The 25,780-nt window shown below is 47.7% G+C and carries 25 protein-coding genes, 1 pseudogene and 1 other annotated feature; of the genes and pseudogenes, 21 read left to right on the top strand and 5 right to left on the bottom strand.

All coding sequences use genetic code 11. The features are described 5' to 3' along the window. Nucleotides 1-43 precede the first annotated feature (43 nt). The 6 genes from lrgA (at nucleotide 44) to ACVC9U_RS04190 (ending at nucleotide 3,009) form a co-directional block, all read left to right on the top strand. On the top strand, nucleotides 44-457 hold the full coding sequence (gene lrgA / locus ACVC9U_RS04165; protein ID WP_003184272.1) for an antiholin-like murein hydrolase modulator LrgA: 414 nt from the start codon (nucleotides 44-46) through the stop codon (nucleotides 455-457). Between the two features lie 23 nt (nucleotides 458-480). Then, complete coding sequence (lrgB, locus tag ACVC9U_RS04170; protein ID WP_003184270.1) at nucleotides 481-1,164, top strand: antiholin-like protein LrgB; 684 nt, start codon at nucleotides 481-483, stop codon at nucleotides 1,162-1,164. Nucleotides 1,165-1,299: 135 nt separating this feature from the next. Beyond that, nucleotides 1,300-1,432: a sequence feature (ribosomal protein L20 leader region), on the top strand. 67 nt (nucleotides 1,433-1,499) lie between these two features. Further along, entirely contained in the window at nucleotides 1,500-2,018 is a 519-nt protein-coding gene (infC, locus tag ACVC9U_RS04175; protein ID WP_111304963.1) for a translation initiation factor IF-3, read from the top strand. 17 nt (nucleotides 2,019-2,035) lie between these two features. Next, complete coding sequence (rpmI, locus tag ACVC9U_RS04180) at nucleotides 2,036-2,236, top strand: 50S ribosomal protein L35 (RefSeq protein ID WP_003184267.1); 201 nt, start codon at nucleotides 2,036-2,038, stop codon at nucleotides 2,234-2,236. Nucleotides 2,237-2,269: 33 nt separating this feature from the next. Further along, nucleotides 2,270-2,629 (top strand): 50S ribosomal protein L20, encoded by a 360-nt coding sequence (gene rplT / locus ACVC9U_RS04185; RefSeq protein ID WP_003184266.1) that lies wholly within the window; start codon nucleotides 2,270-2,272, stop codon nucleotides 2,627-2,629. 116 nt (nucleotides 2,630-2,745) lie between these two features. Further along, nucleotides 2,746-3,009, top strand: a complete 264-nt coding sequence (locus ACVC9U_RS04190; RefSeq protein WP_003184264.1) for a DUF1294 domain-containing protein — start codon at nucleotides 2,746-2,748, stop codon at nucleotides 3,007-3,009. A 16-nt stretch (nucleotides 3,010-3,025) separates the two neighbouring features. Here ACVC9U_RS04190 and ACVC9U_RS04195 read toward each other — a convergent pair whose 3' ends face one another. After that, a complete protein-coding gene (locus tag ACVC9U_RS04195) occupies nucleotides 3,026-3,427 on the bottom strand; it encodes a hypothetical protein (protein ID WP_009329349.1) in 402 nt (133 codons plus the stop codon). A gap of 173 nt (nucleotides 3,428-3,600) precedes the next feature. Between ACVC9U_RS04195 and ACVC9U_RS04200 the strand changes: the two genes are divergently transcribed. From ACVC9U_RS04200 to ACVC9U_RS04250, 11 genes and pseudogenes are all read left to right on the top strand, one after another. After that, complete coding sequence (locus ACVC9U_RS04200; RefSeq protein ID WP_003184261.1) at nucleotides 3,601-4,686, top strand: M42 family metallopeptidase; 1,086 nt, start codon at nucleotides 3,601-3,603, stop codon at nucleotides 4,684-4,686. Between the two features lie 157 nt (nucleotides 4,687-4,843). Further along, nucleotides 4,844-5,806, top strand: coding sequence for a glycoside hydrolase family 43 protein (locus ACVC9U_RS04205; RefSeq protein ID WP_003184259.1), 963 nt, complete (start codon nucleotides 4,844-4,846; stop codon nucleotides 5,804-5,806). Nucleotides 5,807-6,066: 260 nt separating this feature from the next. Then, a pseudogene (araA, locus tag ACVC9U_RS04210) lies at nucleotides 6,067-7,549 on the top strand (L-arabinose isomerase). Nucleotides 7,550-7,563: 14 nt separating this feature from the next. Then, the gene (gene araB / locus ACVC9U_RS04215) at nucleotides 7,564-9,255 is read left to right on the top strand and encodes a ribulokinase (RefSeq protein ID WP_075751982.1); all 1,692 of its coding nucleotides are present in this window, start codon (nucleotides 7,564-7,566) and stop codon (nucleotides 9,253-9,255) included. Nucleotides 9,256-9,270: 15 nt separating this feature from the next. Further along, nucleotides 9,271-9,957 (top strand): L-ribulose-5-phosphate 4-epimerase, encoded by a 687-nt coding sequence (araD, locus tag ACVC9U_RS04220; RefSeq protein WP_075751983.1) that lies wholly within the window; start codon nucleotides 9,271-9,273, stop codon nucleotides 9,955-9,957. A gap of 16 nt (nucleotides 9,958-9,973) precedes the next feature. Beyond that, nucleotides 9,974-11,173 (top strand): sn-glycerol-1-phosphate dehydrogenase, encoded by a 1,200-nt coding sequence (locus tag ACVC9U_RS04225; protein WP_441390143.1) that lies wholly within the window; start codon nucleotides 9,974-9,976, stop codon nucleotides 11,171-11,173. A gap of 30 nt (nucleotides 11,174-11,203) precedes the next feature. Next, nucleotides 11,204-12,481: an ABC transporter substrate-binding protein gene (locus ACVC9U_RS04230; protein WP_176464204.1), complete on the top strand. Its 1,278-nt coding sequence runs from the start codon at nucleotides 11,204-11,206 to the stop codon at nucleotides 12,479-12,481. Nucleotides 12,482-12,511: 30 nt separating this feature from the next. After that, nucleotides 12,512-13,456: a carbohydrate ABC transporter permease gene (locus tag ACVC9U_RS04235; RefSeq protein ID WP_003184249.1), complete on the top strand. Its 945-nt coding sequence runs from the start codon at nucleotides 12,512-12,514 to the stop codon at nucleotides 13,454-13,456. Then, nucleotides 13,456-14,298: a carbohydrate ABC transporter permease gene (locus ACVC9U_RS04240; RefSeq protein ID WP_003184247.1), complete on the top strand. Its 843-nt coding sequence runs from the start codon at nucleotides 13,456-13,458 to the stop codon at nucleotides 14,296-14,298. The genes ACVC9U_RS04235 and ACVC9U_RS04240 overlap by 1 nt, the downstream gene beginning before the upstream one ends. Nucleotides 14,299-14,333: 35 nt before the next feature. Beyond that, nucleotides 14,334-15,842 (top strand): arabinosylfuranosidase ArfA, encoded by a 1,509-nt coding sequence (arfA, locus tag ACVC9U_RS04245; RefSeq protein WP_003184245.1) that lies wholly within the window; start codon nucleotides 14,334-14,336, stop codon nucleotides 15,840-15,842. Between the two features lie 93 nt (nucleotides 15,843-15,935). Then, the gene (locus ACVC9U_RS04250) at nucleotides 15,936-16,211 is read left to right on the top strand and encodes a hypothetical protein (RefSeq protein ID WP_003184237.1); all 276 of its coding nucleotides are present in this window, start codon (nucleotides 15,936-15,938) and stop codon (nucleotides 16,209-16,211) included. A 115-nt stretch (nucleotides 16,212-16,326) separates the two neighbouring features. Here the strand turns inward: ACVC9U_RS04250 and ACVC9U_RS04255 are convergent, their stop codons facing one another. From ACVC9U_RS04255 to ACVC9U_RS04265, 3 genes are read right to left on the bottom strand one after another with little or no spacing between them, the layout of a single operon-like run. Beyond that, a complete protein-coding gene (locus tag ACVC9U_RS04255) occupies nucleotides 16,327-17,775 on the bottom strand; it encodes a PH domain-containing protein (RefSeq protein WP_075751988.1) in 1,449 nt (482 codons plus the stop codon). A gap of 3 nt (nucleotides 17,776-17,778) precedes the next feature. Then, a complete protein-coding gene (locus tag ACVC9U_RS04260; protein WP_441390144.1) occupies nucleotides 17,779-18,234 on the bottom strand; it encodes a PH domain-containing protein in 456 nt (151 codons plus the stop codon). A 10-nt stretch (nucleotides 18,235-18,244) separates the two neighbouring features. Further along, nucleotides 18,245-18,838 carry a TetR/AcrR family transcriptional regulator gene (locus ACVC9U_RS04265; protein WP_075751990.1) on the bottom strand — a complete coding sequence of 198 codons (594 nt, stop codon included), beginning with the start codon at nucleotides 18,836-18,838 and terminating at the stop codon, nucleotides 18,245-18,247. 199 nt (nucleotides 18,839-19,037) lie between these two features. Between ACVC9U_RS04265 and cstA the strand changes: the two genes are divergently transcribed. After that, nucleotides 19,038-20,834, top strand: coding sequence for a carbon starvation protein CstA (cstA, locus tag ACVC9U_RS04270; RefSeq protein WP_075751991.1), 1,797 nt, complete (start codon nucleotides 19,038-19,040; stop codon nucleotides 20,832-20,834). A 29-nt stretch (nucleotides 20,835-20,863) separates the two neighbouring features. On the opposite strand, the gene sspI is transcribed toward cstA, so the two are convergent. Then, nucleotides 20,864-21,076, bottom strand: a complete 213-nt coding sequence (gene sspI, locus ACVC9U_RS04275) for a small acid-soluble spore protein SspI (RefSeq protein WP_023855460.1) — start codon at nucleotides 21,074-21,076, stop codon at nucleotides 20,864-20,866. 116 nt (nucleotides 21,077-21,192) lie between these two features. On the opposite strand from sspI, the gene ACVC9U_RS04280 reads away from it, so the two are divergent. The 3 genes from ACVC9U_RS04280 (at nucleotide 21,193) to pheT (ending at nucleotide 25,768) form a co-directional block, all read left to right on the top strand. After that, nucleotides 21,193-21,939 carry a TrmH family RNA methyltransferase gene (locus ACVC9U_RS04280; RefSeq protein ID WP_075751992.1) on the top strand — a complete coding sequence of 249 codons (747 nt, stop codon included), beginning with the start codon at nucleotides 21,193-21,195 and terminating at the stop codon, nucleotides 21,937-21,939. A 364-nt stretch (nucleotides 21,940-22,303) separates the two neighbouring features. Further along, nucleotides 22,304-23,338, top strand: a complete 1,035-nt coding sequence (pheS, locus tag ACVC9U_RS04285; RefSeq protein ID WP_075751993.1) for a phenylalanine--tRNA ligase subunit alpha — start codon at nucleotides 22,304-22,306, stop codon at nucleotides 23,336-23,338. 15 nt (nucleotides 23,339-23,353) lie between these two features. Further along, nucleotides 23,354-25,768, top strand: a complete 2,415-nt coding sequence (pheT, locus tag ACVC9U_RS04290) for a phenylalanine--tRNA ligase subunit beta (protein WP_441390145.1) — start codon at nucleotides 23,354-23,356, stop codon at nucleotides 25,766-25,768. Nucleotides 25,769-25,780: the final 12 nt, after the last annotated feature.

Genomic DNA, 25,780 nt, shown 5'->3' on the forward strand with positions numbered 1-25,780 from the left:
CTTTTTATATAATGAACCCAACACAGCCAAAGAGGTGAACGAAATGAAGGGTAAAAAAGAATACGGCTTTTTAACTCAGGCATTTATTTTTGCTGTTATGATGTTTATTTCAAACGGAATCGCCGCGGTTCTGCCCATCCCGATTCCTCCATCTGTCATCGGTTTGGTGCTGTTGTTTGCATTGCTGTGTACGAAGGTGCTGAAGCTTGAACAAGTTGAATCGCTCGGCACGGCGCTCACTTCGCTGATCGGCTTTTTGTTCGTTCCGTCGGGAATATCAGTGATGAATTCGCTCGGCGTCATGGAGAAATACGGATTGCCGATCGTCCTCGTGATTTTCCTGGCCACCGTCATTCTGCTTGCAGCGACAGGATTGTTTTCACAGTTCATTCTGTCTGTCGGCAAAAAGGACCGTCAAGACACACGAGTTGAACCAGCCAAAAAAACAGCATCTTGAATCAATAGGAGGTTCTTTACGCTATGACACCTTATTTCGGTATCGTCGTTTCACTGGCCGCATTTGGCACCGGCACTTTTTTATTTAAAAAATCAAATGGTTTTTTCTTATTCACGCCTCTGTTTGTCGCGATGATTCTTGGGATCGCGTTTTTAAAAATCGGCGGTTTTTCATATGAGGACTACAAGAGCGGCGGAGACATCATTAAGTTCTTTTTGGAGCCCGCCACAATTGCGTTCGCCATTCCTTTATATAAACAGGCGGACAAGTTGAAAAAGTATTGGCTGCAAATCCTTGGTGCCATTATTGCAGGCTCCGTCTGCTCGGTTGCCGTCGTCTATCTGATCGCAAACGCGCTCCATCTTGACGGAGCCGTCATGAAAAGCATGCTGCCCCAGGCCGCCACAACGGCGATTGCTCTTCCTTTATCAAAAGGGATCGGCGGGATTCAAGATATTACGGCCTTCGCCGTCATCTTTAACGCAGTGATCGTCTATGCGCTCGGCGCGCTTTTTTTGAAAATCTTCAAAGTGCAGCATCCGATCGCCAAAGGGTTGGCGCTCGGAACATCAGGACATGCCCTCGGCGTCGCCGTCGGAATTGAGATGGGGGAAGTCGAAGCGGCAATGGCGAGTATTGCAGTTGTCGTCGTCGGCGTCGTGACCGTGTTTGTCGTTCCGTTATGTGTTCAAATGATCGGCGGATAGAGCGGCTGAAAGAAAAATAAAAAAATAGCATTGCTATTTGAAATGTGTCCTGATATAATAGCAAATGTTGTGATAAATTTTATATCTTGACTTGCAGGATTTGTTTATGTAAGATGGATAATGAATTGAATATATATCAACAAGCAGAAGCACCCGCTTCTCACCTGATTGACACATTCTTGTAGTTGGCAGGTTAAACGTACATTTCTTATTTTTCTATGCAATGTTCGCAGTGTGGGTGTTTCGATGCCCGCACTTTTTGTTTGCCTGTGGAATGCAAAGAAACGGTCAAAATGAGTTGTGAAATCAATTCAAAGATTCTATGGAGGTGGCTCATTATTAGCAAAGATCAATTGGTTAATGAGGGTATCCGTGCGCGTGAAGTTCGTTTGATCGGACAAAATGGCGATCAGCTTGGGATCAAATCCCGCCAGGAAGCACTGGAAATTGCGGGTCGCGCAAATCTTGACCTTGTGTTGGTTGCAGCGAATGCAAAACCGCCTGTCTGCCGGATCATGGACTATGGAAAGTACAGATTCGAGCAGCAGAAGAAGGAAAAGGAAGCACGCAAAAATCAAAAAATCATTAACTTAAAAGAAGTTCGGCTGAGCCCTGGTATTGAAGAACACGACTTCAATACAAAGCTTCGCAACGCCATCAAGTTCCTGCAAAAAGGGGACAAAGTGAAAGCGTCCATCCGCTTTAAAGGCCGTGCGATCACGCATAAAGAAATCGGGCAGCGCGTGCTGGACCGTTTTTCAGAAGCCTGCGCGGAAGTGGCGACTGTTGAAACGAAGCCGAAAATGGACGGCCGCAGCATGTTCCTGGTGCTCGCGCCTAAAACTGAAAAGTAATTAAGGAGGAAACATCCATGCCAAAAATGAAAACTCACCGCGGATCTGCGAAACGTTTTAAAAAGACAGGTTCCGGGAAACTGAAACGTTCTCATGCATATACAAGTCACTTGTTCGCAAATAAATCTCAAAAACAAAAGCGCAAGCTTCGCAAAAGCGCAGTCGTAAGCGCCGGCGATTTCAAACGCATCAAGCAGCAGCTTGCCAACATTAAGTAATTTCGGAAAAGGTATAATTAGGAGGGAAATCTAATGCCAAGAGTAAAAGGCGGAACTGTTACACGCAAACGTCGTAAAAAGGTTCTCAAATTAGCAAAAGGTTATTTTGGTTCAAAACATACATTATATAAAGTAGCTAACCAGCAGGTTATGAAATCAGGAAACTACGCTTTCCGCGACCGTCGTCAGAAAAAGCGCGATTTCCGCAAACTTTGGATCACTCGTATCAATGCTGCAGCGCGCATGAACGGTCTTTCTTACAGCCGTTTAATGCACGGTCTTAAGCTTTCCGGTATCGAAGTAAACCGCAAAATGCTTGCTGACCTTGCTGTAAACGATCTGAACGCATTCAATCAGCTTGCAGACGCTGCTAAAGCGCAATTGAATAAATAATTGAAAAAAGGCCGGGCTCCGGCCTTTTTCTTTTGTTCTTCGAGCAGGATGTAAAACGATTCGGGGAGGCCGGCCGCAGCAGGCGCCCAAACCGAAAAACAAGGGGAAATGAACAATTGACTCTCATATGGATATACATGATCCTCATAAACGGATACGGTTTTTTCTTAATGAAAGCCGATAAGCAAAAAGCGGTCAGAGGCAAATGGAGGGTGTCTGAGCGCCGCATCTGGCTCGTTGCGGCTGCTTTTGGCTCCGCAGGCGTCTGGTTCGGGATGATGCGGTTCAGACATAAGACAAAACACCTTTCCTTCAGGCTCGGCATTCCTTTTTTGCTCGGCGTGCAAGCTGTTTTGACCGGCTTTTATATGATGAATTAAAAAAGCAGACGAGGCTTTATTGCTCTTCTGCTTTTTTGTTTTTCCACTTTTGGATGTTCGAATCCCAGTCGATTTTGCAATCGGGATAGTGCTCTTTAATATTTTCTTCAAGTTCCGCGAAGTCTTCTTCCGTAAAAGAGCTGAGCTTTTCTTCAGGCGCTTCCGTCCATACAAAAATCGTATGGATGAACAGCGGATGGTCTTTTGAAGGAATGTGTTTTTCTCCTTCGAAAAGCACGCCTTTAAATGTCAGCTTGAGATTTTTGCGTGTATTCTTTTGTTCGTCCAAAACATAAAAGTGCTTTTTTGCCTGTGCTGATTTCAGCCTTCTGTCCGGGCTCCCCAAAAATTGAACGGCCCTGTACACGACGTAGACCAAAAGCGCCAGCAAAGCCAGTCTCAATATGATGACAATCATGTTAAAACAGAACCTCCCTTGAAAGTAATTTTGAGTATATCCCAATATATACGAACCAGTTCCCGCAAGGTTTCATTTTTTAACCAAAAAAGCTGTAAACGATATTGGTCGTATTGAAAAGGGATGTTTCTGTATAATAGTAAATGAGGGTTAATTAAGGAGGCTGTATAGAGATGGCAAAGCTTGATGAAACATTGATGATGCTAAAGGAATTAACTGATGCAAAAGGAATTCCGGCGAATGAAAAAGAACCCAGACAAGTCATGAAATCGTACATAGAACCGTTTGCCGACGAGGTTACGACAGACAGACTGGGAAGCTTAATCGCAAAAAAGACCGGACAGGCTGACGGACCGAAGATTATGATTGCCGGCCATCTTGATGAGGTCGGTTTTATGGTTACGCGGATCGATGACAGGGGCTATCTCCGCTTTCAGACGGTCGGAGGCTGGTGGAGCCAGGTCATGCTGGCGCAGCGTGTGACGGTCGTGACAAAGAAAGGCGACATCACCGGTATCATCGGTTCAAAGCCTCCTCATGTCCTGTCTCAGGAGGCGAGAAAAAAATCGGTCGATATTAAAGATATGTTTATCGACATCGGGGCGTCGAGCAGGGAGGAAGCGATGGAATGGGGCGTTCTTCCGGGAGACCAGGTCGTCCCTTACTTTGAATTTACGGTGATGAATAATGAAAAAATGCTGCTTGCCAAAGCATGGGACAACCGTATCGGCTGCGCGATCGCAATCGACGTGCTGAAAAACCTGAAAGGAGCCGATCATCCGAATGTCGTCTACGGCGTCGGAACCGTACAAGAGGAAGTAGGGCTGAGAGGCGCGAAAACAGCCGCGCATACGATCAAGCCTGATATCGCTTTCGGTGTCGACGTGGGAATTGCGGGTGATACGCCTGGTATTACCGAAAAAGAGTCGGCAAGCAAAATGGGAAAAGGCCCGCAGATCATACTTTATGATGCATCAATGGTGTCCCATAAAGGGCTTCGCGACTTTGTAACGAATGTGGCAGATGAAGCCGGCATTCCGTATCAATTTGACGCCCTCTCAGGCGGAGGAACAGATTCAGGATCAATCCACCTTACCGCGAACGGAGTGCCTGCCCTGTCGATCACGATCGCGACGAGGTATATCCATACGCACGCGGCCATGCTTCACCGGGATGACTATGAACATGCGGTAAAATTAATTACCGAAGTCATTAAACGACTGGATAAAGAGACGGTTCAAAACATTACGTTTGACTGATGAAAGAGCAGGCTGACAGCTTATCTTACAAGCTGTCAGCTTTTTTTGTTTTTTGGAATGTTAAAGACAGCGCTTACATATATAAACATTGTTCGAAAAATTGACAAAGAAAGGGAGGCATTGTTTTTTTCATTACAAGAACAGGAGTGTGAGCTGAATGAAAAATGTGTTGCGGAAAATGTCTTTGGCGGCCTTGATATTCGGACTGCTGCTGTCTTTTTCGATGCCTGAATCAGGCAAAGCGGCGTTTTGGGACACAAAAGGGGACAATTTCATCCATGACCCTTCTATCATTAAAGAGGGAAATACATGGTATACATTTGGAACAGGGCTCGGCACAGGGCTGCGTGTCATTAAGTCAACAGACGGGAGAAACTGGAGTGCTGCCCCGAGTATTTTTCCAACTCCATTGTCATGGTGGAAGATGTACGTACCAAATCATGAACCGCATCAATGGGCACCGGATATCAGCTACTATAACGGCCGGTATTGGCTGTACTACTCGGTTTCGTCTTTCGGTTCAAACACATCAGCGATAGGGCTCGCATCGACAGACCGGATTTCATCCGGCCAATGGCGGGATGACGGGCTGGTCATCAGGTCGACATCCGGCGATCAGTTTAATGCCATTGACCCTGATCTGGTCATTGACAAAGACGGAAACCCTTGGCTCTCATTCGGTTCCTTCTGGAGCGGCATTAAGCTGACAAGGCTTGATAAAAACACGATGAAACCGACGGGAAGCCTGTATTCGATCGCCTCAAGGCCGAATAACGGAGGAGCGGTTGAAGCCCCGAACATTACCTACAAAGACGGCTACTATTACTTATTTGTCTCGTTTGACAGCTGCTGCAAAGGGGTGGACAGCACATATAAAATAGCCTATGGCCGTTCAACGAGCATTACGGGACCCTATTATGATAAAAGCGGCAAAAATATGATGAACGGCGGAGGGACGATCCTGGACTCCGGCAATGACCGCTGGAAAGGGCCGGGACATCAGGATGTTCTGAACAACTCGATCCTTGTCAGACACGCTTATGACGCACTGGACAATGGCGTATCAAAGCTGCTCATCAACGACTTGTACTGGGATTCCCAAGGGTGGCCGACTTATTAACAGATGACGGGCGATTTTTCCGCCCGGTTTTTTTGTTCTGAAATCTGTCAAAAAAAATAAAAAACATACTGGAAATTAAATTGACAGTTTTTTTCAAAATGATATAATGAAGTTGTTCGTACAAATATGTTTTTGAGTTTAGTTGTACGTACATATAGTCGCGATAAGTTTGAGAATAAGGTATATCCATGTTTTTTTGTAAGCGTTTTAATAGTTTGCTAATCTTTACACAGACACCATAAAGAAGAGGAGGAAGCTATTTGATTCAGACAAAGACGCATGTATTTTGGTTTGTGACAGGGAGCCAGCATTTATATGGAGAAGAGGCCGTACAAGAGGTGGAAGAGCATTCCAAAATGATCTGCAACGGATTAAATGACGGGCATTTAAGGTTTCAAGTCAAGTACAAAGCGGTGGCCACTTCGCTGGACGGCGTCAGAAAACTGTTTGAAGAGGCGAACCGGGACGAGGAGTGCGCGGGCATCATCACCTGGATGCATACGTTTTCACCGGCGAAAATGTGGATTCCGGGCCTGTCAGAGCTGAATAAGCCGCTGCTCCATTTTCATACCCAGTTTAACCGGGACATTCCGTGGGATAGAATCGACATGGATTTCATGAATATTAATCAGTCTGCACACGGCGACCGCGAATACGGCTTTATCGGAGCGAGATTGGGCATTCCGCGAAAAGTCATCGCCGGGTATTGGGAAGACAGAGACGTCAAACACTCGATCGACAAATGGATGAGCGCAGCGGTCGCATATATTGAAAGCCGTCATATCAAAGTCGCCCGATTTGGGGACAACATGCGCAATGTGGCGGTAACAGAAGGAGATAAGATTGAAGCGCAGATTCAGCTTGGCTGGTCTGTCGACGGATATGGAATCGGCGACCTCGTCACAGAGATCAATGCAGTATCAGAACAGAGTCTGAACGAGCTCGTCTCCGAATATGAGGAGCTTTATGAGTGGCCGGAAGGCGAAGAGGCAAGGGAATCCGTCAAAGAGCAGGCACGGATCGAGCTTGGATTAAAGCGCTTTCTTTCGAACGGGGGCTATACGGCCTTTACGACAACCTTTGAAGACCTCCACGGTATGAAGCAGCTTCCAGGTTTGGCCGTTCAGCGGCTGATGGCCGAAGGCTACGGTTTCGGAGGAGAAGGAGGATTGGAAAACGGCTGCGCTCGTCAGGATGATGAAAGTGATGGCCGGCGGAAAAGAAACGTCATTTATGGAGGATTACACGTACCATTTTGAACCGGGCAATGAAATGATTCTCGGCTCCCACATGCTTGAAGTGTGCCCGTCGATTGCCGAACACAAACCGAGAATTGAAATCCATCCGCTGTCAATGGGTGCAAAGGATGATCCGGCGCGGCTCGTGTTCGACGGAATTGCAGGCCCTGCGGTCAATGTCTCCCTCATCGATTTGGGCGGACGTTTCAGGCTTGTCATCAATGAAGTGGAAGCTGAGAAGGTTCCGCATGATATGCCGAATCTTCCGGTGGCGCGCGTACTTTGGAAGCCGCAGCCGTCTCTGAGAACATCGGCTGAAGCATGGATTTTGGCTGGCGGTGCGCACCATACATGCCTTTCGTATCAGCTTACAGCCGAGCAGATGCTCGATTGGGCCGAAATGTCGGGCATTGAAGCGGTGTTGATCAATCGCGATACGACGATTTTAAATCTTCGCAATGAACTCAAATGGAGTGAAGCTGCATATCGGCTTCGCAAGTTTTAAGGGGGTGAAGGCTTATCCCTTACACAATCGGAGTTGACTTTGGAACATTGTCAGGACGCGCTGTTCTCGTCGATGTCCGGACAGGTGAGGAAATCGCGACAGCTGTCAAAGAGTACACACACGGGGTGATAGACCGGGAGCTTCCCGTCTCAAAGCGAAAGCTTCCGAGGGACTGGGCGCTTCAGCATCCGGCTGATTACATTGAAGTGCTGGAGGAAACGATTCCGAGCCTTTTAAAGCAGTCGAAAGCGGATCCGAAAGAAATCATCGGCATCGGAATCGATTTCACGGCTTGCACGATTTTGCCCGTTGACGAGAACGGCACTCCTCTTTGCATGAGGGAAGAGTATGCGTCAGAACCGCACAGCTATGTGAAGCTTTGGAAGCACCATGCTGCCCAGGAGCAGGCGAATCGCTTGAATCAAATCGCGGAAGAAAGAAATGAACCTTTTCTTCAAACATACGGCGGGAAAATTTCTTCCGAGTGGCTCGTTCCAAAAGTGATGCAAATCGCGGAAGAAGCGCCTGATATTTATGATGCCGCAGCCGATATTATGGAAGCGGCCGACTGGATCGTCTATATGCTGTGCGGAACAAGAAAGCGCAACAATTGCACAGCGGGGTATAAAGCGATTTGGAACAATAAGAGCGGCTATCCTTCCGACGATTTCTTCGCAAGCCTGCATCCGAAGCTGAAAAATATCGTTCGCGAAAAATTAACGGAGGATATTTATTCTGTAGGCGAAAAAGCGGGCGGACTGACTGAAGAAATGGCCGGGAAAACAGGGCTTCTGGCAGGTACGGCGGTCGCTGTCGCAAATGTTGATGCGCATGTGTCAGTTCCTGCGGTCGGCATCACCGAGCCGGGCAAGATGCTGATGATCATGGGAACGTCTACCTGCCATATGCTGCTCGGTGAAGATGTCAGAATGGTGCCGGGAATGTGCGGCGTTGTTGAAAACGGGATTCTCCCGGGCTATGTCGGCTATGAAGCAGGCCAATCGTGCGTCGGCGACCATTTTCATTGGCTGATTCAACACTTTGTTCCAGAAGCGTATATGAAAGAAGCTGAAGCCGAAGGGATTTCCATTTTCGAACTGCTGTCTCAAAAGGCTGACCGTCTCCAAATCGGTGAAAGCGGTTTGCTTGCATTGGATTGGTGGAACGGAAACCGTTCAACACTCGTTGATGCCGATCTGACGGGCATGCTGCTCGGTATGACGCTTGCCACTAAACCTGAAGAGATATACCGTGCATTGGTTGAAGCGACTGCCTACGGGACGAGGATCATTATTGAAACGTTCAGACAAAGCGGCGTGCCGATCGAGGAGCTGTATGCCGCAGGAGGAATCGCTGAAAAAAATCCGTTTATCATGCAGATTTACGCGGATGTCACCAACATGGAAATCAAAATTTCCGGATCTCCGCAGGCGCCGGCTTTAGGTTCCGCGATATTCGGAGCGCTCGCGGCCGGAAGCATGAACGGCGGTTACGACCATATCGAAGAAGCAGTCGCACATATGGGCAAGATCAAGGATAAAACGTACAAACCAATTCCTGAAAACGTTTCCTTATACGATCGGCTTTATGCGGAATACAAGGAGCTTTACACGTACTTCGGAAAGCAAAACAATGTGATGAAACGCCTTAAAAAATTGAAAAACATCCAGTCCCTTAGTTCCGACACCGGTAAAGCGATGGCTTAGAGGGAGGAGAAAACTGTGCTGGAATCTTTGAAGGAACAAGTATTAAAAGCGAATTTGCAGCTTGAAGAATACCGGCTTGTCACCTTTACATGGGGAAATGTCAGCGGTATTGACCGGGAGAATGAGCTGGTCGTCATCAAACCGAGCGGTGTCAAATACAGCGATTTGAAAGTCGAAGATTTAGTGGTCCTGAATATGGACGGCGAGATTGTAGATGGGGATCTGAAGCCGTCTTCCGATACGCCGACACACCTCTATCTTTACCGGCAGTTTCAATCGATCGGCGGGATCGTCCATACGCATTCTCCGTGGGCGACAAGCTGGGCGCAGTCAGGGAAGGATATTCCGTCACTCGGAACGACTCATGCTGACTACTACCACGGTGACATTCCGTGTACAAGAGAAATGGATCCCGAGGAGATCAGAAGTCAATACGAGTTGAATACAGGAAAAGTGATTGCAGAGACGTTCCGGCATCTTGACCCCCTGGCGATGCCCGGCGTTCTCGTGAACAATCACGGGCCTTTTTGCTGGGGGAAAGACGCCTTGAATGCCGTACACAATGCTGTCGTCTTGGAAGAAGTCGCGAAGATGGCGTACCGCTCCCTGATGCTGAATCCGTCTCTTGAGCCGATTAAGAGCGCTTTGCAGGATAAGCATTATTTTCGCAAGCACGGGGCAGACGCGTATTACGGCCAATAGAGGAGGAAAGCTGTCAATGAAAGACTTGATCTCTTATGTGAAAGACACTATGGGAGCATGCGAATGCGGAGCCGTTCATCATCCGCTTACAGTCGAAAAAATCGCGATCGGCGGCAATGCCGTTGAGCAAGAATTGCCCGCTTTCGTGAAATCGGCTTCCTATAAAAAAGCCGCTGTCATTTATGATGAAACGACCGGACGAATAGCCGGCAAGCGGATTGCGGCTCTTCTTGAAGAAACGGCTGAAACGGTTCAGGTTTTGCTGGAAGCTAATGAAGCGGGCGATGTGACGGCGGATGAGCAAACATTGGTGAGTGCATTGATCGGTGTACCGATTGATGCGGATGTACTAATTGCGGCCGGAGCGGGCACGATTCACGACATCGTCAGGTTTTGCGCCTATCAGCGCGGCATTCCGTTTATTTCAGTTCCTACGGCTCCGTCGGTTGACGGTTTTACTTCAGCCGGCGCACCGCTGATTTTAAAAGGAAAGAAACAGACGGTTCAAACGACAGCGCCGATCGCGCTTTTTGCCGATTTGGAGCTCTTGTGTCAAGCGCCGCAGAACATGGTAGCCGCAGGTTTTGGCGATATGCTCGGCAAGGTGACGTCGCTTGCGGATTGGGAGATTTCCCGCTTGCTTGCCGGCGAGCCGTATTGTCCGGCCGCCAGCCGGCTCACGAGGGAAGCGCTTGATCAATGTCTTGACCGAAAAGATGACATCGCCGCCAAGATGCGGGATGGGATTGAGAAATTGATGGAATCGCTGATCCTTTCTGGCCTAGTCATGCTGGTTCTCGACCATTCAAGGCCGGCTTCCGGCGGCGAGCACCATCTTTCCCACTACCTTGAAATGAAAGCGCTGGAGAACAATAAGCGGCAAGTGCTCCACGGTGCTAAAGTCGGCTGCAGCGCGATTATGCTGACTGACATTTACCGATCTCTTATCGGTGCAAGCCTGGGTGATCAACACGCTGAGCAAGCGATTCGCTCCGTTTATGAAAAGCTCCCTGACGGTAAGAAAATGGCAGAGTGGATGAGGCGTATCGGCGGGCCTGTATCATTCAAAGAACTCGATGTTGAAGAAGAGCTGGTGAGAGAAGCGCTCGCATACGCCCATCAGCTCAGAGACCGGTATACGGGACTGAAAATCATCAATCAATACGGCCTTTTGCCGGGGCTTTTAGGCAAAGGACCAGGCGTGAAAGGGGGTTAAAATGTGAAAAGGTTCCTTTCATCTATCTTTATGGTCACGGTCGCTGTATGTTTGCTTTTATCGGGGTGCAAGGCGAGTCCTGCCTCCGATCAAGCGGACGGCACCGAACTGACATTTTGGACATTCAACGGCCTTCATGAACAGTTTTATGCTGAGATGGTGAAAGAATGGAACAAAAAGTATCCCGAGCGAAAAATCAAATTAAATACAGTGGTGTATCCGTATGGACAGATGCATGACAATTTATCTATCTCGCTTTTAGCCGGGAAAGGGGTTCCAGATATTGCCGATGTTGAGCTGGGGCGCTATTCGAACTTTTTGAAGGGCTCTGACATTCCTCTTACCGATTTAACGCCGCTTGTGGAGGACGAACGCGACAAGTTTGTTGAAGCGAGGCTGACGCTCTACAGCAAGAACGGCAAGCTTTACGGACTTGACACACATGTCGGAACAACCGTGATGTATTACAACATGGAAATGATGAATAAAGCAGGCGTTGATCCGGACGACATCAAAACATGGGAAGATTACAGGGAAGTGGGCAAAAAGGTCGTCAAAGCTCTCGGAAAGCCGATGACGACGATTGAAACGACCGACCCGAATTCATTTCTGCCGCTGGTTTCCCAGCAGGGATCCGGTTACTTTGATGAGCAGGGGCGGTTGACATTAAACAATGAGACAAACGTGAAAACGCTCGAATTTTTAAAGACTTTAATTGAGAAAGATAAAATTGCCGTCACAACGCCCGGAGGCAATCATCACAGTGAAGAGTATTACGGATTTATGAACCAAGGCGGCGCGGCGTCTGTCTTAATGCCGATCTGGTATATGGGCCGTTTTTTGGATTATATGCCTGACTTGAAAGGGAAAATCGCGATCAGACCGCTGCCGGCATGGGAAGAAGGGGGAGACCGCTCAGCGGGAATGGGCGGAACGGCCACCGTGATTCCAAAACAGGCGAAACAGGTCGATCTGGCCAAGGATTTCTTGAAATTTGCCAAAGCGTCAAAAGAAGGCAACATCAAGCTGTGGACCGTGCTCGGGTTCGATCCGCTCAGATGGGATGTGTGGGACTCGGACGAATTGAAAAAACCAAATCAATATACAGAATACTTTCAAAACGGACAACACATCTTTTCCGTGCTTCTTGACATAAAGGATGAGATCAATCCGCTTTACCTTACTGAGGATTATGCGAAGACTTCCGATCTCGTCAACAGAAACATACTGTACGAAGCGCTCAAAACGAAGAGCAAAACACCGAAAGAAGCATTGGACAAAGCAGCAGCTGAAGTGAAAGGGCAATAGTCTTTCATTACTGTAAAGCGAGGCGATAACTTGAAGACTGTTAAAACAGATACAGTGCATTCGTTTCCGCCGGTGAGCAGAAAAAGAAAGATCAGACGTTTATTATATTCAGCAAAAGCCGCACCCTACATTTTTACAGCACCTTTTGTACTCTCCTTTTGCATATTTTTTCTTTATCCGCTTATCAGCGTCGTCATCATGAGTTTTCAAAGCATTCTCCCCGGGGAAGTCCGCTTCATCGGGACGGAGAACTATAAAGCATTAAACAATCCTACATTTTATACCGCACTATTCAACACCGTAAAATACACCTTTTGGACATTGCTGATTTTAATACCTGTTCCTCTTATTCTGGCAGTCTTTTTAGATTCTAAACTCGTAAAGGTTAAAAACGTGTTCAAATCGGCTTTATTCATCCCGGCTCTGACTTCAACCATTGTGGCGGGGATTATTTTCAGGCTGATTTTTGGAGAAATGGATACATCCCTGGCGAATTCGATATTGGCTAAGCTCGGAGGTTCGCCGTACAACTGGCTGAACAATGAACATACCGGCATGTTTTTAATGGTGATGCTCGCATCTTGGAGATGGATGGGGATCAATGTCCTGTACTTTTTGGCGGGCTTGCAGAACGTTCCGAAAGAATTGTATGAAGCTGCCGAAATCGACGGGGCAGGCACGTTCAAGAAGTTTTACCATATTACGCTTCCGTTTTTAAAGCCCGTCAGCGTCTACGTGCTGACGATCAGCATCATCGGCGGCTTCCGGATGTTTGAAGAAAGCTACGTGCTGTGGCAGAACAACTCTCCGGGCAACATCGGCCTGACGATGGTCGGATACATTTATCAGCAGGGGCTTGCCTATAACAACATGGGCTACGGATCGGCGCTCGGCATCGTGCTCTTGATCATCATTTTCATCTGCAGCCTCATTTCATTAAAGCTGTCTGGATCTTTTAAAAAGGAGGGCTATTAATGCGTCCTGCCGGAGGCCTCAACATTGCGAAAGCAGCTCTGTTTCTGCTGTTTGCGATATTAAGCTTTTTGTTTGTGTTTCCGCTCTTCTGCCTTGTACTCGGCTCGCTCAAGCCATCTTCGGAATTGCTGCGCTTCGGCCTGAATTTAAAGCTGAGCCCTGAAATCCTGAGCCTTGACAATTACACTTACTTGTTTAACGGAGGCAGCATTTATTTTCAATGGTTTTCGAACAGCTTGATTCTCGTGGTGATATCCACCGTGCTGACGCTCTTGTTTTCTTCAATGGTCGGATACGGGCTTGCCGTCTACGACTTTAAAGGAAAAAATCTCTTGTTCGTAGCCGTGCTCCTGATCATGATGGTGCCGATCGAAATTCTCATGCTGCCTTTATTTAAAATGACGGTTTCTCTTCATATTGTCGACACATACGCCGGTGTGATCCTGCCGTTTATCGTCTCGCCTGTAGCCGTGTTTTTCTTCAGACAGTATGCGCTCGGCCTGCCGAGAGATTTGCTTGATTCCGCGAGAATGGACGGCTGCACAGAGTTCGGCATTTACTTCAGGATCATGGCGCCCTTGATGAAGCCGGCATTTGGAGCGATGATCATTCTTCAATCCTTAAACAGCTGGAACAACTTCTTATGGCCGCTGATCGTTTTGCGATCGAAAGAAATGTTTACGCTCCCAATCGGACTGTCCGCTTTGCTCAGTCCGTACGGGAACAATTATGACATGTTGATTTCGGGTTCTGTGCTGGCGATTCTGCCCGTGATTCTCATCTTCCTGTTCTTCCAGAAGTACTTTATATCAGGTTTGACGGCGGGCGGAATCAAAGGCTGATCCACTATATATCATCTTGAAAGGAATGATTTAACATGACTGTACACAAAGCGAAGATGACGATTGACAAGGAATATAAGGTGGCAGAGATTGATAAGCGAATTTACGGCTCCTTTATCGAGCATCTCGGCAGAGCCGTTTATGAAGGCATTTATGAGCCTGATCATCCTGAAGCTGACGAATCAGGCTTTCGGAAAGATGTCATTAAACTAGTCAGAGAACTAAAGGTGCCGTTTATCAGGTATCCCGGCGGAAACTTTGTATCTGGATATAACTGGGAGGATGGAGTCGGACCTGTCGAACAGCGGCCGACAAGACTTGATTTGGCGTGGGCGACAACCGAGCCGAACTTAATCGGTACGAACGAATTTATGGATTGGGCAAAGCTTGTCGGGGCAGAGGTGAATATGGCCGTCAACCTCGGAACGAGAGGAATTGATGCCGCACGCAACCTAGTAGAATATTGCAACCATCCGTCAGGATCGTACTACAGCGACTTGAGAAAATCCCACGGATATAAGGAACCGCATAAAATTAAAACATGGTGCCTCGGCAATGAAATGGACGGTCCATGGCAAATCGGCCATAAAACAGCGGCCGAATACGGAAGACTTGCTGCTGAAGCCGCGAAGGTGATGAAATGGACGGACCCGTCGATCGAGCTTGTCGCCTGCGGAAGTTCGGGAAGCGGAATGCCGACATTCATCGACTGGGAAACGACCGTGCTTGACCATACGTACGAACACGTCGAGTACATCTCGCTTCACTCGTATTACGGCAACCGCGACAATGATCTTCCAAACTATTTGGCGAGATCGCTAGACATGGATCACTTTATCAAAACGGTCATCTCAGTCTGCGACTATATGAAAGCGAAAAAGAAAAGCAAGAAAACGATTCACCTTTCATATGATGAGTGGAATGTCTGGTATCACTCGAATGAAAAAGACAAAGAAGCTGAACGCTGGGCGAAAGCGCCGCACCTTCTTGAAGACATCTACAACTTTGAGGATGCGCTTCTCGTCGGCTGTATGCTGATTACGATGCTCAAGCATGCCGACCGCGTGAAAATCGCCTGTCTGGCTCAGCTTGTCAATGTCATCGCGCCGATTATGACAGACAAAGGGGGAGAAGCATGGCGTCAGACCATTTTCTATCCGTTTATGCACGCTTCCGTCTACGGCAGAGGAACGGTACTGCAGACGGCGGTATCGTCTCCAAAGTATGATGCGAAAGACTTTACGGATGTGCCGTACTTGGAGTCCGTGTCTGTTTTCAATGAAGAAGCCGAGGAATTAACCGTTTTTGCCGTCAACCGCGCAACAGACGCCGGCCTTGAAATGGAAGCCGATATGAGAAGCTTTGAAGGGTACAGTGTCTCTGAGCACATCGTTCTGGAACACGAAGATCATAAAGCGACGAATGAAAAAGACCGCAACAACGTCGTTCCGCACAGCGGCGGAGACGCCAAAGTATGTGACGGCAGGCTGACGGCTCACCTTCCGAAGCTTTCCTGGAATGTGATCAGAATGAAGAAACAATGATTGAAAAACCGGCCCGAAGAGGCCGGTTTTTTCAGATGAAAAAAAGGCTTCAGCAAATATGCCGAAGAATAAGTTAAAACGGGAAGAGGATTTATGAAGACGTTTTTTTCGGCTGCGTACTGTTTTTTGATGTACGCATTTTTAGCATACCTTTGGCTTCTGTTTATCACGGCGATCCTTGACCGGCCCCGGTTTCTTAATCACTCACTTTTAGAGGCGGGCGTCATCTTGATCGGCACCATTTTGTTTTTTTCGCTGTCCCACCATTTCTCAGCTTCGCTTGTCAAAACAAATGTCAATCGAATCGCGGGGACCGCCGCTTTTTGTCTAGTGATGGCCGTTCATTTTTTTATCGTTCCGTTATGCTGACAGAAAAAAGGCGGATATCCGATGATACCCGCCAATTATGCCTTAAAAAGGCAGCAGATGAAGCTTGTGTCTATTTTATTCTTATTATTCCTATTAGTCGACTAGGTTTTGGGAATTATTCCTTTGTTTTAAGGACATGTTGATAAAGATCTGCTGCACTCTCTATTGGAATGTGGCTGATCGAAAACTTCATATTTTCTTTTCCTGAGGCAACGGCCAGCTTAATTGACGCTAAGTTTTTTCTCTCTTGCATAAATGTTTGGCTCAATGATGCCCATTGAATGCGCCCACGTTTCATAATTGCCGTTTTCCGGGATAAAATGCCGTATTGCACAGTTAAAAACCGGCTGCTTTGATTCCAGCCAATCATCCGATACCCCATCCATCCCAGGCTGAATAATCCGAGCGGCAGAACTGCAGCCAGATTGTGATAGTCGGAAGGTACAAACAGCCATATCGGTATGGCAAAAAGACAGCCGGCTATAAATGGCATAACCATATAGTGAATTTTCGCTTCCTTTGTGAGCATGTGCAGATGGCCTCCTTTACGGTAACCGGTAAACGGTTCAAGCATGGATTGGGCCTTTTCTTTTTTAACAAAAGGAAGCAGGGTGACGTTTTTGCTGCTTTGCTCATTTGAACGACTGCGAATCACAACAGCTTTGATTGCTGCATACCCCAAGAAGCGGTGAATCGGACGCTCGATGATGAGAATGGCCTGTATCCGGTCTTGTCCGATCGTTCGTTTTTTCTTTTCAAACAGGCCTTGCTCAATCTCAATTTCTCCTTTGCTATTTTTCTTTAATGTGAATTGAAAATCACTTGCAAATGTGAGTAATAGCGAAAGCGCGAATGATAGAATAGCCATCAAGATCACCGTGATCATGATCCAGTTGGGGCCGAACCAGCCGGATAAGGAGGTGAACAAAGTGTCCCTGTCTCCTTCTTTCGATATATCCATATATTTTAGCAATCCCAGTAATAACAGCGTAAACACAATCCCGAATTTAGGCGATAGCAGGCTGTGTAAAATGAGATCATTTTTAGATAATTGAAACATTGAGTCTTCAGCATGTTCGCTCGGCCTGTCTTTTGCTTCTGCTTTTAAAGCCGTCCGAATGCGCTGTTCTTCTTCTTTTGAAATGCAGCTGAGCGTGATGCTGGATTCTTCTCCTCCGGCAAGTTCAATTGTCAAAGTCCGGGTGGAAAATAAATGATCATATACACGAATCGCAGAATCAATTGATTGTATACGATCCGGCTGCACCCACCTTTTCTTGACGACAAGCAAACCGGATTCAACATATATCGCTTTCTCATGTATTTGGTAGGTAAATGACCGCCATTTTAATACACCAGCCACGAAAAACAACATGATAAGGCATGAGCCTAAAGTGATATTGATGATAAAAGCGGGAATGTCGCCGCCCAGTTTATGAATACATAATACGAGCAGCGGAAACAACCAAATAAAGGACAAGGATTCCTTGATCGCTGTAGCGATAAAATAAAGGATGGAAACAGGATGGAGATGATGTTTGATTAATGTGTCAGACTTGTTCATCGCTTAACCTCGCATAGGCTTCAATATCTTTGCGGATCGAGTCGGCTGTTCCTTCGGCCAATCCCAGAATGTCGTGGCTGCCGTTGATAAAGTCACTGTATATAAATTGTACTTTTTTAAAATAGGGCCTTGTTTTGCTTCGACATGCTGGACTTTCCCCATAGGAATTAATACTTTTCGTCTGAAAATGATCCCTTTATGAATTTGAATGCTTACTTCACTTAGGCGGTATCGCCATAAGTGATATTTCCACTTCGGCAAAAGATAAAGTTCAAACGGTACCGAGGCGACAGCTAAACATAATGTGACAGCCAATATCCATTTTGGCCAGCCGAATGTGATAGTAAAGTATAGCAATGCCAGAATCATGGATGTATACACACATAAAGTGATCACACCTTCAAGCTTCCGTACGGCAACAATTTTTCCGTCCAATTTCTTAAATTCACCAGTGCTCACGATAGCCCCCCTATTTAGTTATTTTTCTTGTTGCATAATCGAACGTATCGACAATTTCTGATATCATGTTTTCCTTGTCTGATATATCTTGATTTGCGATTTTGGTCCCAAGAGAATCGATGACGCTTCGGACGGTTCTGGCCATAATGTGCGGGGAAAACTTCCTGAAACTCCCTTCCATTTCCTGTCCCCACTTAAAAATTTCAATTAACGGCTCATATATTGATTCATCTTCATTCTGGTAAAACAGCTCGCCGGTTTCTGTTCGTAGGTTGGATACCACCTCAATGATTGCGGTCACGTAAGTTCGGTGTTCATACATGAATCTGAGATTTGATTCAATGTATGCGCGCAGTGTCGCCGGCGCACTGTCTGAACCATCCATGAATTTTTCCATATAAGGTGCGGCAAGTCCGTAGCAATACTCAACAACAGCCTTCATAAGCTGCATTTTATTTGGAAAATGATACGTAACGACTCCTTTGCTGATTTCCCCCTTTTTTGCGATATTGCCGATTGAGGCATTTGCATAGCCTTCTTCCACAAGCACTTGAATAGCGTCTTCAATAATTTGCAGCCGTCTTTTTTGTGATTTCGTATTCATGACTCAATTTTAGTACGATCGTGCTAAAGTGTCAATTAGAATATAAAATCAAACTGAGAGATCCGGGTGCTCGTCTATAACAAAAGGAAGCTGTCATAAAAAGCGAAGATAGGGGCCGGGCTTTTTTCGAAAAAAGATGATTGCGCTTACAAAAAATATGAGATATGTTAAAAAAGAAACAAAGGGGGGGAGGAATTGGATGAATGCAATAACAATTGTGATCGCTTCCATCTGTATTTTGGCGATCGCCTATCGTTTGTACGGAACATTTATGATGGTGAAAGTGTTGAAGGTTGATGATGACAAGCCGACTCCTGCCCATCTCCAGAAAGACGGCAAAGATTATGTGCCGACGAACAAATGGGTGTCGTTCGGCCACCACTTTGCCGCCATAGCAGCCGCTGGGCCGCTTGTCGGGCCGATCTTGGCGGCGCAGTTCGGCTACTTGCCGGGGCTGTTGTGGCTTTTGATCGGAGCGGTGATCGGGGGAGCCGTGCATGATATTGTCGTTTTATTTGCGTCCATGCGGAGGAAGGGAAAGTCGCTTTCAGAAGTGGCGAAAGAAGAGCTCGGTCCTGTTGCGGGATTTTGCACGGGGCTTGCGATGCTGTTTATTATTACGATCACGATGGCGGGGCTGTCGATGGTTGTGCTTCATGCGCTTGAACGCAATCCGTGGGGGACGTTCGCCGTTGCGATTACAATTCCGATCGCGATGGGGGTCGGTTTATTTTATAAAAAGACAGGCAATTTAAAATTAGCATCAACCGGCGGATTTATTTTGTTGATGGCGGGTGTCTTCATCGGACCGTCCATCGCGGAGACGCCGCTTGGAGACGCCTTGACGCTCGATACGAAAACGCTTGCTGTCGCACTTCCTGTCTATGCATTTTTTGCTGCGGCGCTCCCTGTATGGCTGCTGCTTGCGCCGCGCGATTATTTGAGCAGCTTTATGAAAATCGGGGTGTTTATCGCTTTGATTGCCGGGGTGTTTGTCGTCAATCCGGCGATTCCGTTTCCGGCGTTTACCGAGTTCACGGGCGGAGGGGGACCTGTATCGCCTGGTCCGGTCTGGCCGTTTATTTCAATTACGATCGCCTGCGGTGCGATTTCCGGCTTCCATGCGTTTGTCGGTTCAGGCACGACGCCGAAGATGCTTGATAAGTGGAGCGACATGAAATTCGTCGGCTTCGGGGCGATGCTCGTTGAGTGTCTTGTCGGCATCATGGCGCTGATCGCGGCAACGGCCTTGCAGCCGGGCGATTATTTTGCCATCAACAGTTCGCCTGAAGTGTTTCGGACGCTTGGCATGAATGTCGTCCACCTGCCTGAACTCAGCCGCGAAATCGGTCTCGATCTTGAAGGAAGAACAGGCGGAGCTGTTACCCTTGCCGTCGGCATGGCTTATATTTTTACGGATATTCCGTTTTTCAGCCATTTGGCCTCTTACTTTTTCCAATTTGTCATCATGTTTGAAGCTGTCTTTATTTTAACGGCGATCGATGCCGGTACAAGGGTGGCGCGTTATTTGATTCAAGACTTTTTCGGGGAAGTGTACAAACCGCTGAAAAAAACGGACTGGCTTCCGGGTTCGGTCGCAGCGAGCGCCCTTGCCTGTTTCATGTGGGGATATTTGCTGTACTCAGGCGATATCAGCTCGATTTGGGCGCTGTTTGGCGTATCCAACCAGCTGATGGCGTCCGTCGGTTTAATCATCGGAGCGACGGTCGTTTTAAAAATTGCGGACAAACGGCGTTATATGCTGACATGTCTCATCCCGCTCGCTTATTTGTATGTGACGGTCAACTATGCGGGATACTGGATGATCAAAAACGTTTATTTTAATGCGGAAGCTGCCGGTTTCAGCGTTTTAAACGGCATTTTATCGATTATTATGCTGCTGCTCGGGCTGGTGATCATGGCGGCTGCCATTAAAAAATGGACGGAGATTTGGCGCGATCCGGCATTGCGGATGGAGCCCTCTATTCCAGGATGAAAATAAACCGGGGCCGTTTGGCCGCCGGTTTATTTTGTTTTTAATCCTTGTTCCAATGTCTCGAGCATTTCGGTTTTGTCCGATTCAGTTGCGTGCTGCCAGATGACCTCGAACAACACACCTAATCCCGGAAGCATTTTTTCTTCACCGCTTTGGATCGCATCGACGATCGTGTGCTCAAGCTCTTCTTGCGAGTTTCCTGATACATTGGCAATAACGGCATGGCGCAAATTCAAATCCATCTTTTTTCACTCCATTTCATCATCTGATTTTCTATATTCTGCCTCGCTTTCGGGTTTATTATGTATCATTGATGAGATATAATGTGACTATTGCGAGACAAAGGAGTCAAAACGATTTGAAACGAATTGAATCAGCCAAAAATCAAAAAGTGAAGGATTGGAAAAAACTTCATGCGAAAAAAGAGCGGACAAAAACCAATACTTTCTTAATAGAAGGCGAGCATCTCGTTGAGGAAGCGCTGAAGACACCGGGTGTTGTGAAAGAAATCATGGTCGCAGACGAAGCGGATTTCCCGGCCGCGCTTGATGAGTCTGTTGCCCGCTATATTTTGAGCGCCGATGCTTTCTCTGCGATTGCCGAAACAGAGACACCCCAGGCTGTCGCCGCTGTATGCCGAATGCCTGAAAGCGGACCTTTTCAATACGAAAAGCTGCTGCTTGCGGATGCTGTGCAAGATCCGGGCAATTTAGGGACGATCATCCGGACGGCAGACGCGGCGGGGATTGATGCCGTTGTTATCGGACAAGGCACTGTCGACCCTTACAATGCCAAAACGCTCAGATCGGCTCAAGGCTCGCATTTTCACATTCCGATTTTAAAACGCGAGCTTTCAGAGCTGATTGAAGAGCTGAAGGGAAAAAGCGTCCCGGTTTACGGCACAGCGCTGCAAGATGCCGTGCCATTTAGGGAAGCGGAGCCGTCGCATTCATTTGCGCTTTTGATCGGAAACGAAGGATCTGGGGTCGATCCGGATCTCCTCGCACAGACTGACCAAAATCTGTACGTTCCGATCTACGGAAAAGCGGAGTCGCTGAATGTGGCGGCCGCAGCCGCGGTCCTTCTTTATCATCTCCGCGGATAACCGGTTGCACAGGACCATGTAATTCACTATAATGAATGTAATATGTTTAAAAACAGTGATAGAGGCTCCGTTTTTTCACATGCCGCCATTTAGGGAGAAAATGCCTTAGACTGCAAGCATTTTTATGGCAGGCCGGAAAAACGCTTCACCTCTTGAGTTGTCACCGGGACCGCGTCTCTCGAGGGATGTGTAAAGGTGAACCGGATTCATTCCGTTATGCCAATGAAGTAAGCAGCAAAGCTTTTTTTGCTTTGTTTTAAAAAAAGGGTGGTACCACGGCCACGATTCGTCCCTTTCATTATGAAAGGGGCTTTTTTTATTGCCTAAAATAACAGGTTACTACATAAAAGGAGGAGTTTTTAAGATGCAGGAAGAGCTGAAACGGCTTGAGAAAGAAGCGGTTGAAAAAGTGGAAGCCGCTGGTTCATTAAAAGAAGTCAACGATGTCCGCGTTGCGTACCTGGGAAAAAAGGGACCGATCACGGAAGTGCTTCGGGGAATGGGAAAGCTGTCCGCTGAAGAAAGGCCGAAAATGGGCGCCTTGGCGAACGAAGTAAGAGAAAAAATTGCCGCGACGATTGCCGAAAAAAATGCCCGCCTTGAGGAAGAAGAGGTGAAAAGGAAGCTGAAAGAACAGACGATTGACGTGACGCTTCCGGGAAGCCCTGTAAAAACAGGAGCGCGGCATCCGCTGACGATCGTTATTGAAGAAATCGAAGACTTATTTATCAGCATGGGATATTCGGTGGAAGAGGGGCCTGAAGTGGAAACCGACTATTATAACTTCGAAGCGCTCAACCTTCCGAAAGAGCATCCGGCCCGCGATATGCAAGACAGCTTTTATATTACGGAAGATACGCTGATGAGAACGCAGACGTCTCCCGTTCAGACGCGCACGATGGAAAAGCATAAAGGCAAAGGCCCTGTCAAAATCATCTGCCCCGGCAAAGTATACCGCCGCGACAACGATGATGCGACACACTCCCATCAGTTTATGCAGATTGAAGGGCTTTGCGTAGACCGCGATATCAGCATGAGCGACTTAAAAGGAACGCTTGAAACAGTCGCGAAAAAGATGTTCGGCGAAGAGCGCGAAATCAGACTGCGTCCAAGCTTCTTCCCGTTTACAGAGCCGTCTGTCGAAGTCGATGTTTCCTGCTTTAAATGCGGAGGCAAAGGCTGCTCCGTTTGTAAACAAACGGGCTGGATCGAAATTCTCGGCGCCGGAATGGTGCACCCGAACGTGCTCGAAATGGCCGGATTCGATTCCAAACAATATCAGGGATTTGCATTTGGAATGGGTGTTGAACGGATCGCGATGCTGAAATACGGCATTGACGACATTCGTCATTTCTATACGAACGATGTCAGATTTTTATCTCAATTTAAACAGGCTTAAAGAGGAGGACGCGTGATGTTTGTTTCATATAAATGGCTGCAGGAATACGTGGATTTAGACGGGATGACTCCCGAGATACTCGCTGAAAAGATTACGAGAAGCGGAATTGAAGTGGAAGGCATCGAATATAAGGGAGAAGGAATGAAAGGCGTTGTCATCGGACATGTGCTGGAGCGCGAACAGCATCCGAACGCCGACAAGTTGAATAAATGCCTCGTTGATATCGGCGAAGAAGAGCCTGTCCAGATCATCTGCGGGGCTCCGAACGTGGACAGAGGGCAAAAAGTAGCCGTCGCCACGGTTGGTGCAGTACTGCCCGGCAATTTTAAAATCAAAAAAGCGAAGCTTCGCGGGGAAGTGTCTAACGGCATGATCTGCTCTTTGCAGGAGCTTGGCATTCAAGGCAAGCTTGTGCCGAAAGAATATGCGGAAGGCATCTTCGTCTTCCCGAATGATGCTGAAACCGGTGCGGACGCACTTCAAAGCTTGGCGCTCGACGATGCGGTTCTCGAACTGGGATTGACGCCAAACCGCGCCGACGCCATGAACATGCTCGGCGTTGCCTATGAAGTGGCTGCGATTCTCGGCCGCGAAGTCAAGCTTCCTGAGACGGCTTATCAGACAGGCGCCGAAAAAGCGGCGGACTATATTTCCGTCAAAATTGAAGATCCAGAAGCCAATCCTTTGTACGCGGCGAAAATCATTAAAGACGTCAAAATCGGCCCGTCGCCGCTTTGGATGCAGACGAAGCTGATCAATGCCGGCATCAGACCGCACAACAATGTTGTCGATATTACGAACTTTGTTCTGCTTGAATACGGTCAGCCCCTGCACGCGTTTGACTATGACCGCTTCGGCTCAAAAGAGGTCGTCATCCGCAAAGCGTACGAAAATGAAACGATAACGACGCTTGACGAACAAGAAAGAACATTGGCGCTTGAGCATCTTGTCATCACAAACGGTTCTCTTCCGCAGGCAGTCGCAGGCGTAATGGGCGGAGCGGACTCCGAAGTCCGCGAAGATACGGCGACAGTGCTGCTTGAGGCCGCGTATTTTAACGGCCAAACCGTTCGCAAAGCATCAAAGGACCTCGGTCTTCGCAGCGAATCAAGTGTCCGCTTTGAAAAAGGCATCGATCCTGCACGGGTGCGCCTCGCTGCAGAACGGGCGGCAGATTTGATCAGCCGGTATGCCGGAGGAACCGTCTTGGAAGGTACGGTTGAAGAAAACCACCTTGACATCAAAGAGAATGTCATCCGCCTTTCCGTTGATAAAGTGTCGAAGGTTCTCGGCATGTCCATCAGCAAAGAAGAAATGATCAGCATTTTTGAAAGGCTCGGCTTTGCAGTTGAAGACGCTGAACGGGAGCTGGTCGTGACGGTTCCGTCAAGGAGAGGCGATATTGCGATTGAAGAAGACTTGATCGAAGAGGTCGCAAGACTGTACGGATATGACAACATTCCGTCGACACTGCCGGAAGTAACAGGCTTTGCGGGCGGACTGACACCTTATCAGGACAAGCGCAGAAAAGTAAGACGCTTCCTGGAAGGAGCAGGGCTTTCCCAGGCGATCACATACTCATTAACAAACGATAAAAAAGCAACGGCTTACGCATTGGAAAAATCGTTTAAAACGATCCTTTCTCTGCCGATGAGCGAGGAAAGAAGCGTGCTGAGGCACAGCCTGCTTCCTAATCTGCTCGATTCGGTCGCATACAACCTGGCACGGCAGGCCGATTCAGCTGCTTTTTATGAGGTCGGTTCAGTTTTCTTGAAAGCCGAAGAACATACGAAACCGGTCGAAAAAGAACACGTCGCCGGAGCCGTGACAGGCCTGTGGCACAAAAACCTCTGGCAGGGCGAGAAAAAGCCGGTTGATTTCTTCGTCGTCAAAGGCATCGTCGAAGGTCTGTTGGAAAAGCTCGGTATCACCGAAGGCATCGAATTCGCTCAATCTGAAAGAAAAGAGCTTCATCCTGGGCGGACGGCCAATATTTTGCATAACGGCTCATTAGTCGGCTTCATCGGCCAGCTGCATCCGTCAGTTGAAAAAGAGCTGGATCTGAGCGACACGTATGTGTTTGAGCTGGACCTGCACGAGCTCCTTCGCTTGGATGTACCGGAGATCACGTATACACCAATTCCGAAGTATCCTTCTGTTACCCGGGATATCGCGCTTGTTGTAGACAAAGAAACAGCGGCCGGCCAGCTTGAGGACGTCATCAAAACAGCAGGCGGCAAATGGCTCAAAGAAGTCCATGTCTTTGACGTCTACGAAGGCGAGCACATGGAAGAAGGCAAGAAATCCGTCGCCTTCAGCCTGCAATATTTGAATCCTGAACAAACATTGACTGAAGAAGAAGTGACAAAAGTTCACGACCAAGTGCTAAAAGCGCTGGAAGATAAATATCAGGCTGTATTGAGAGGATAACCGGTTCCCAGC

This window comes from Bacillus sp. GM2 (genome assembly GCF_056155945.1).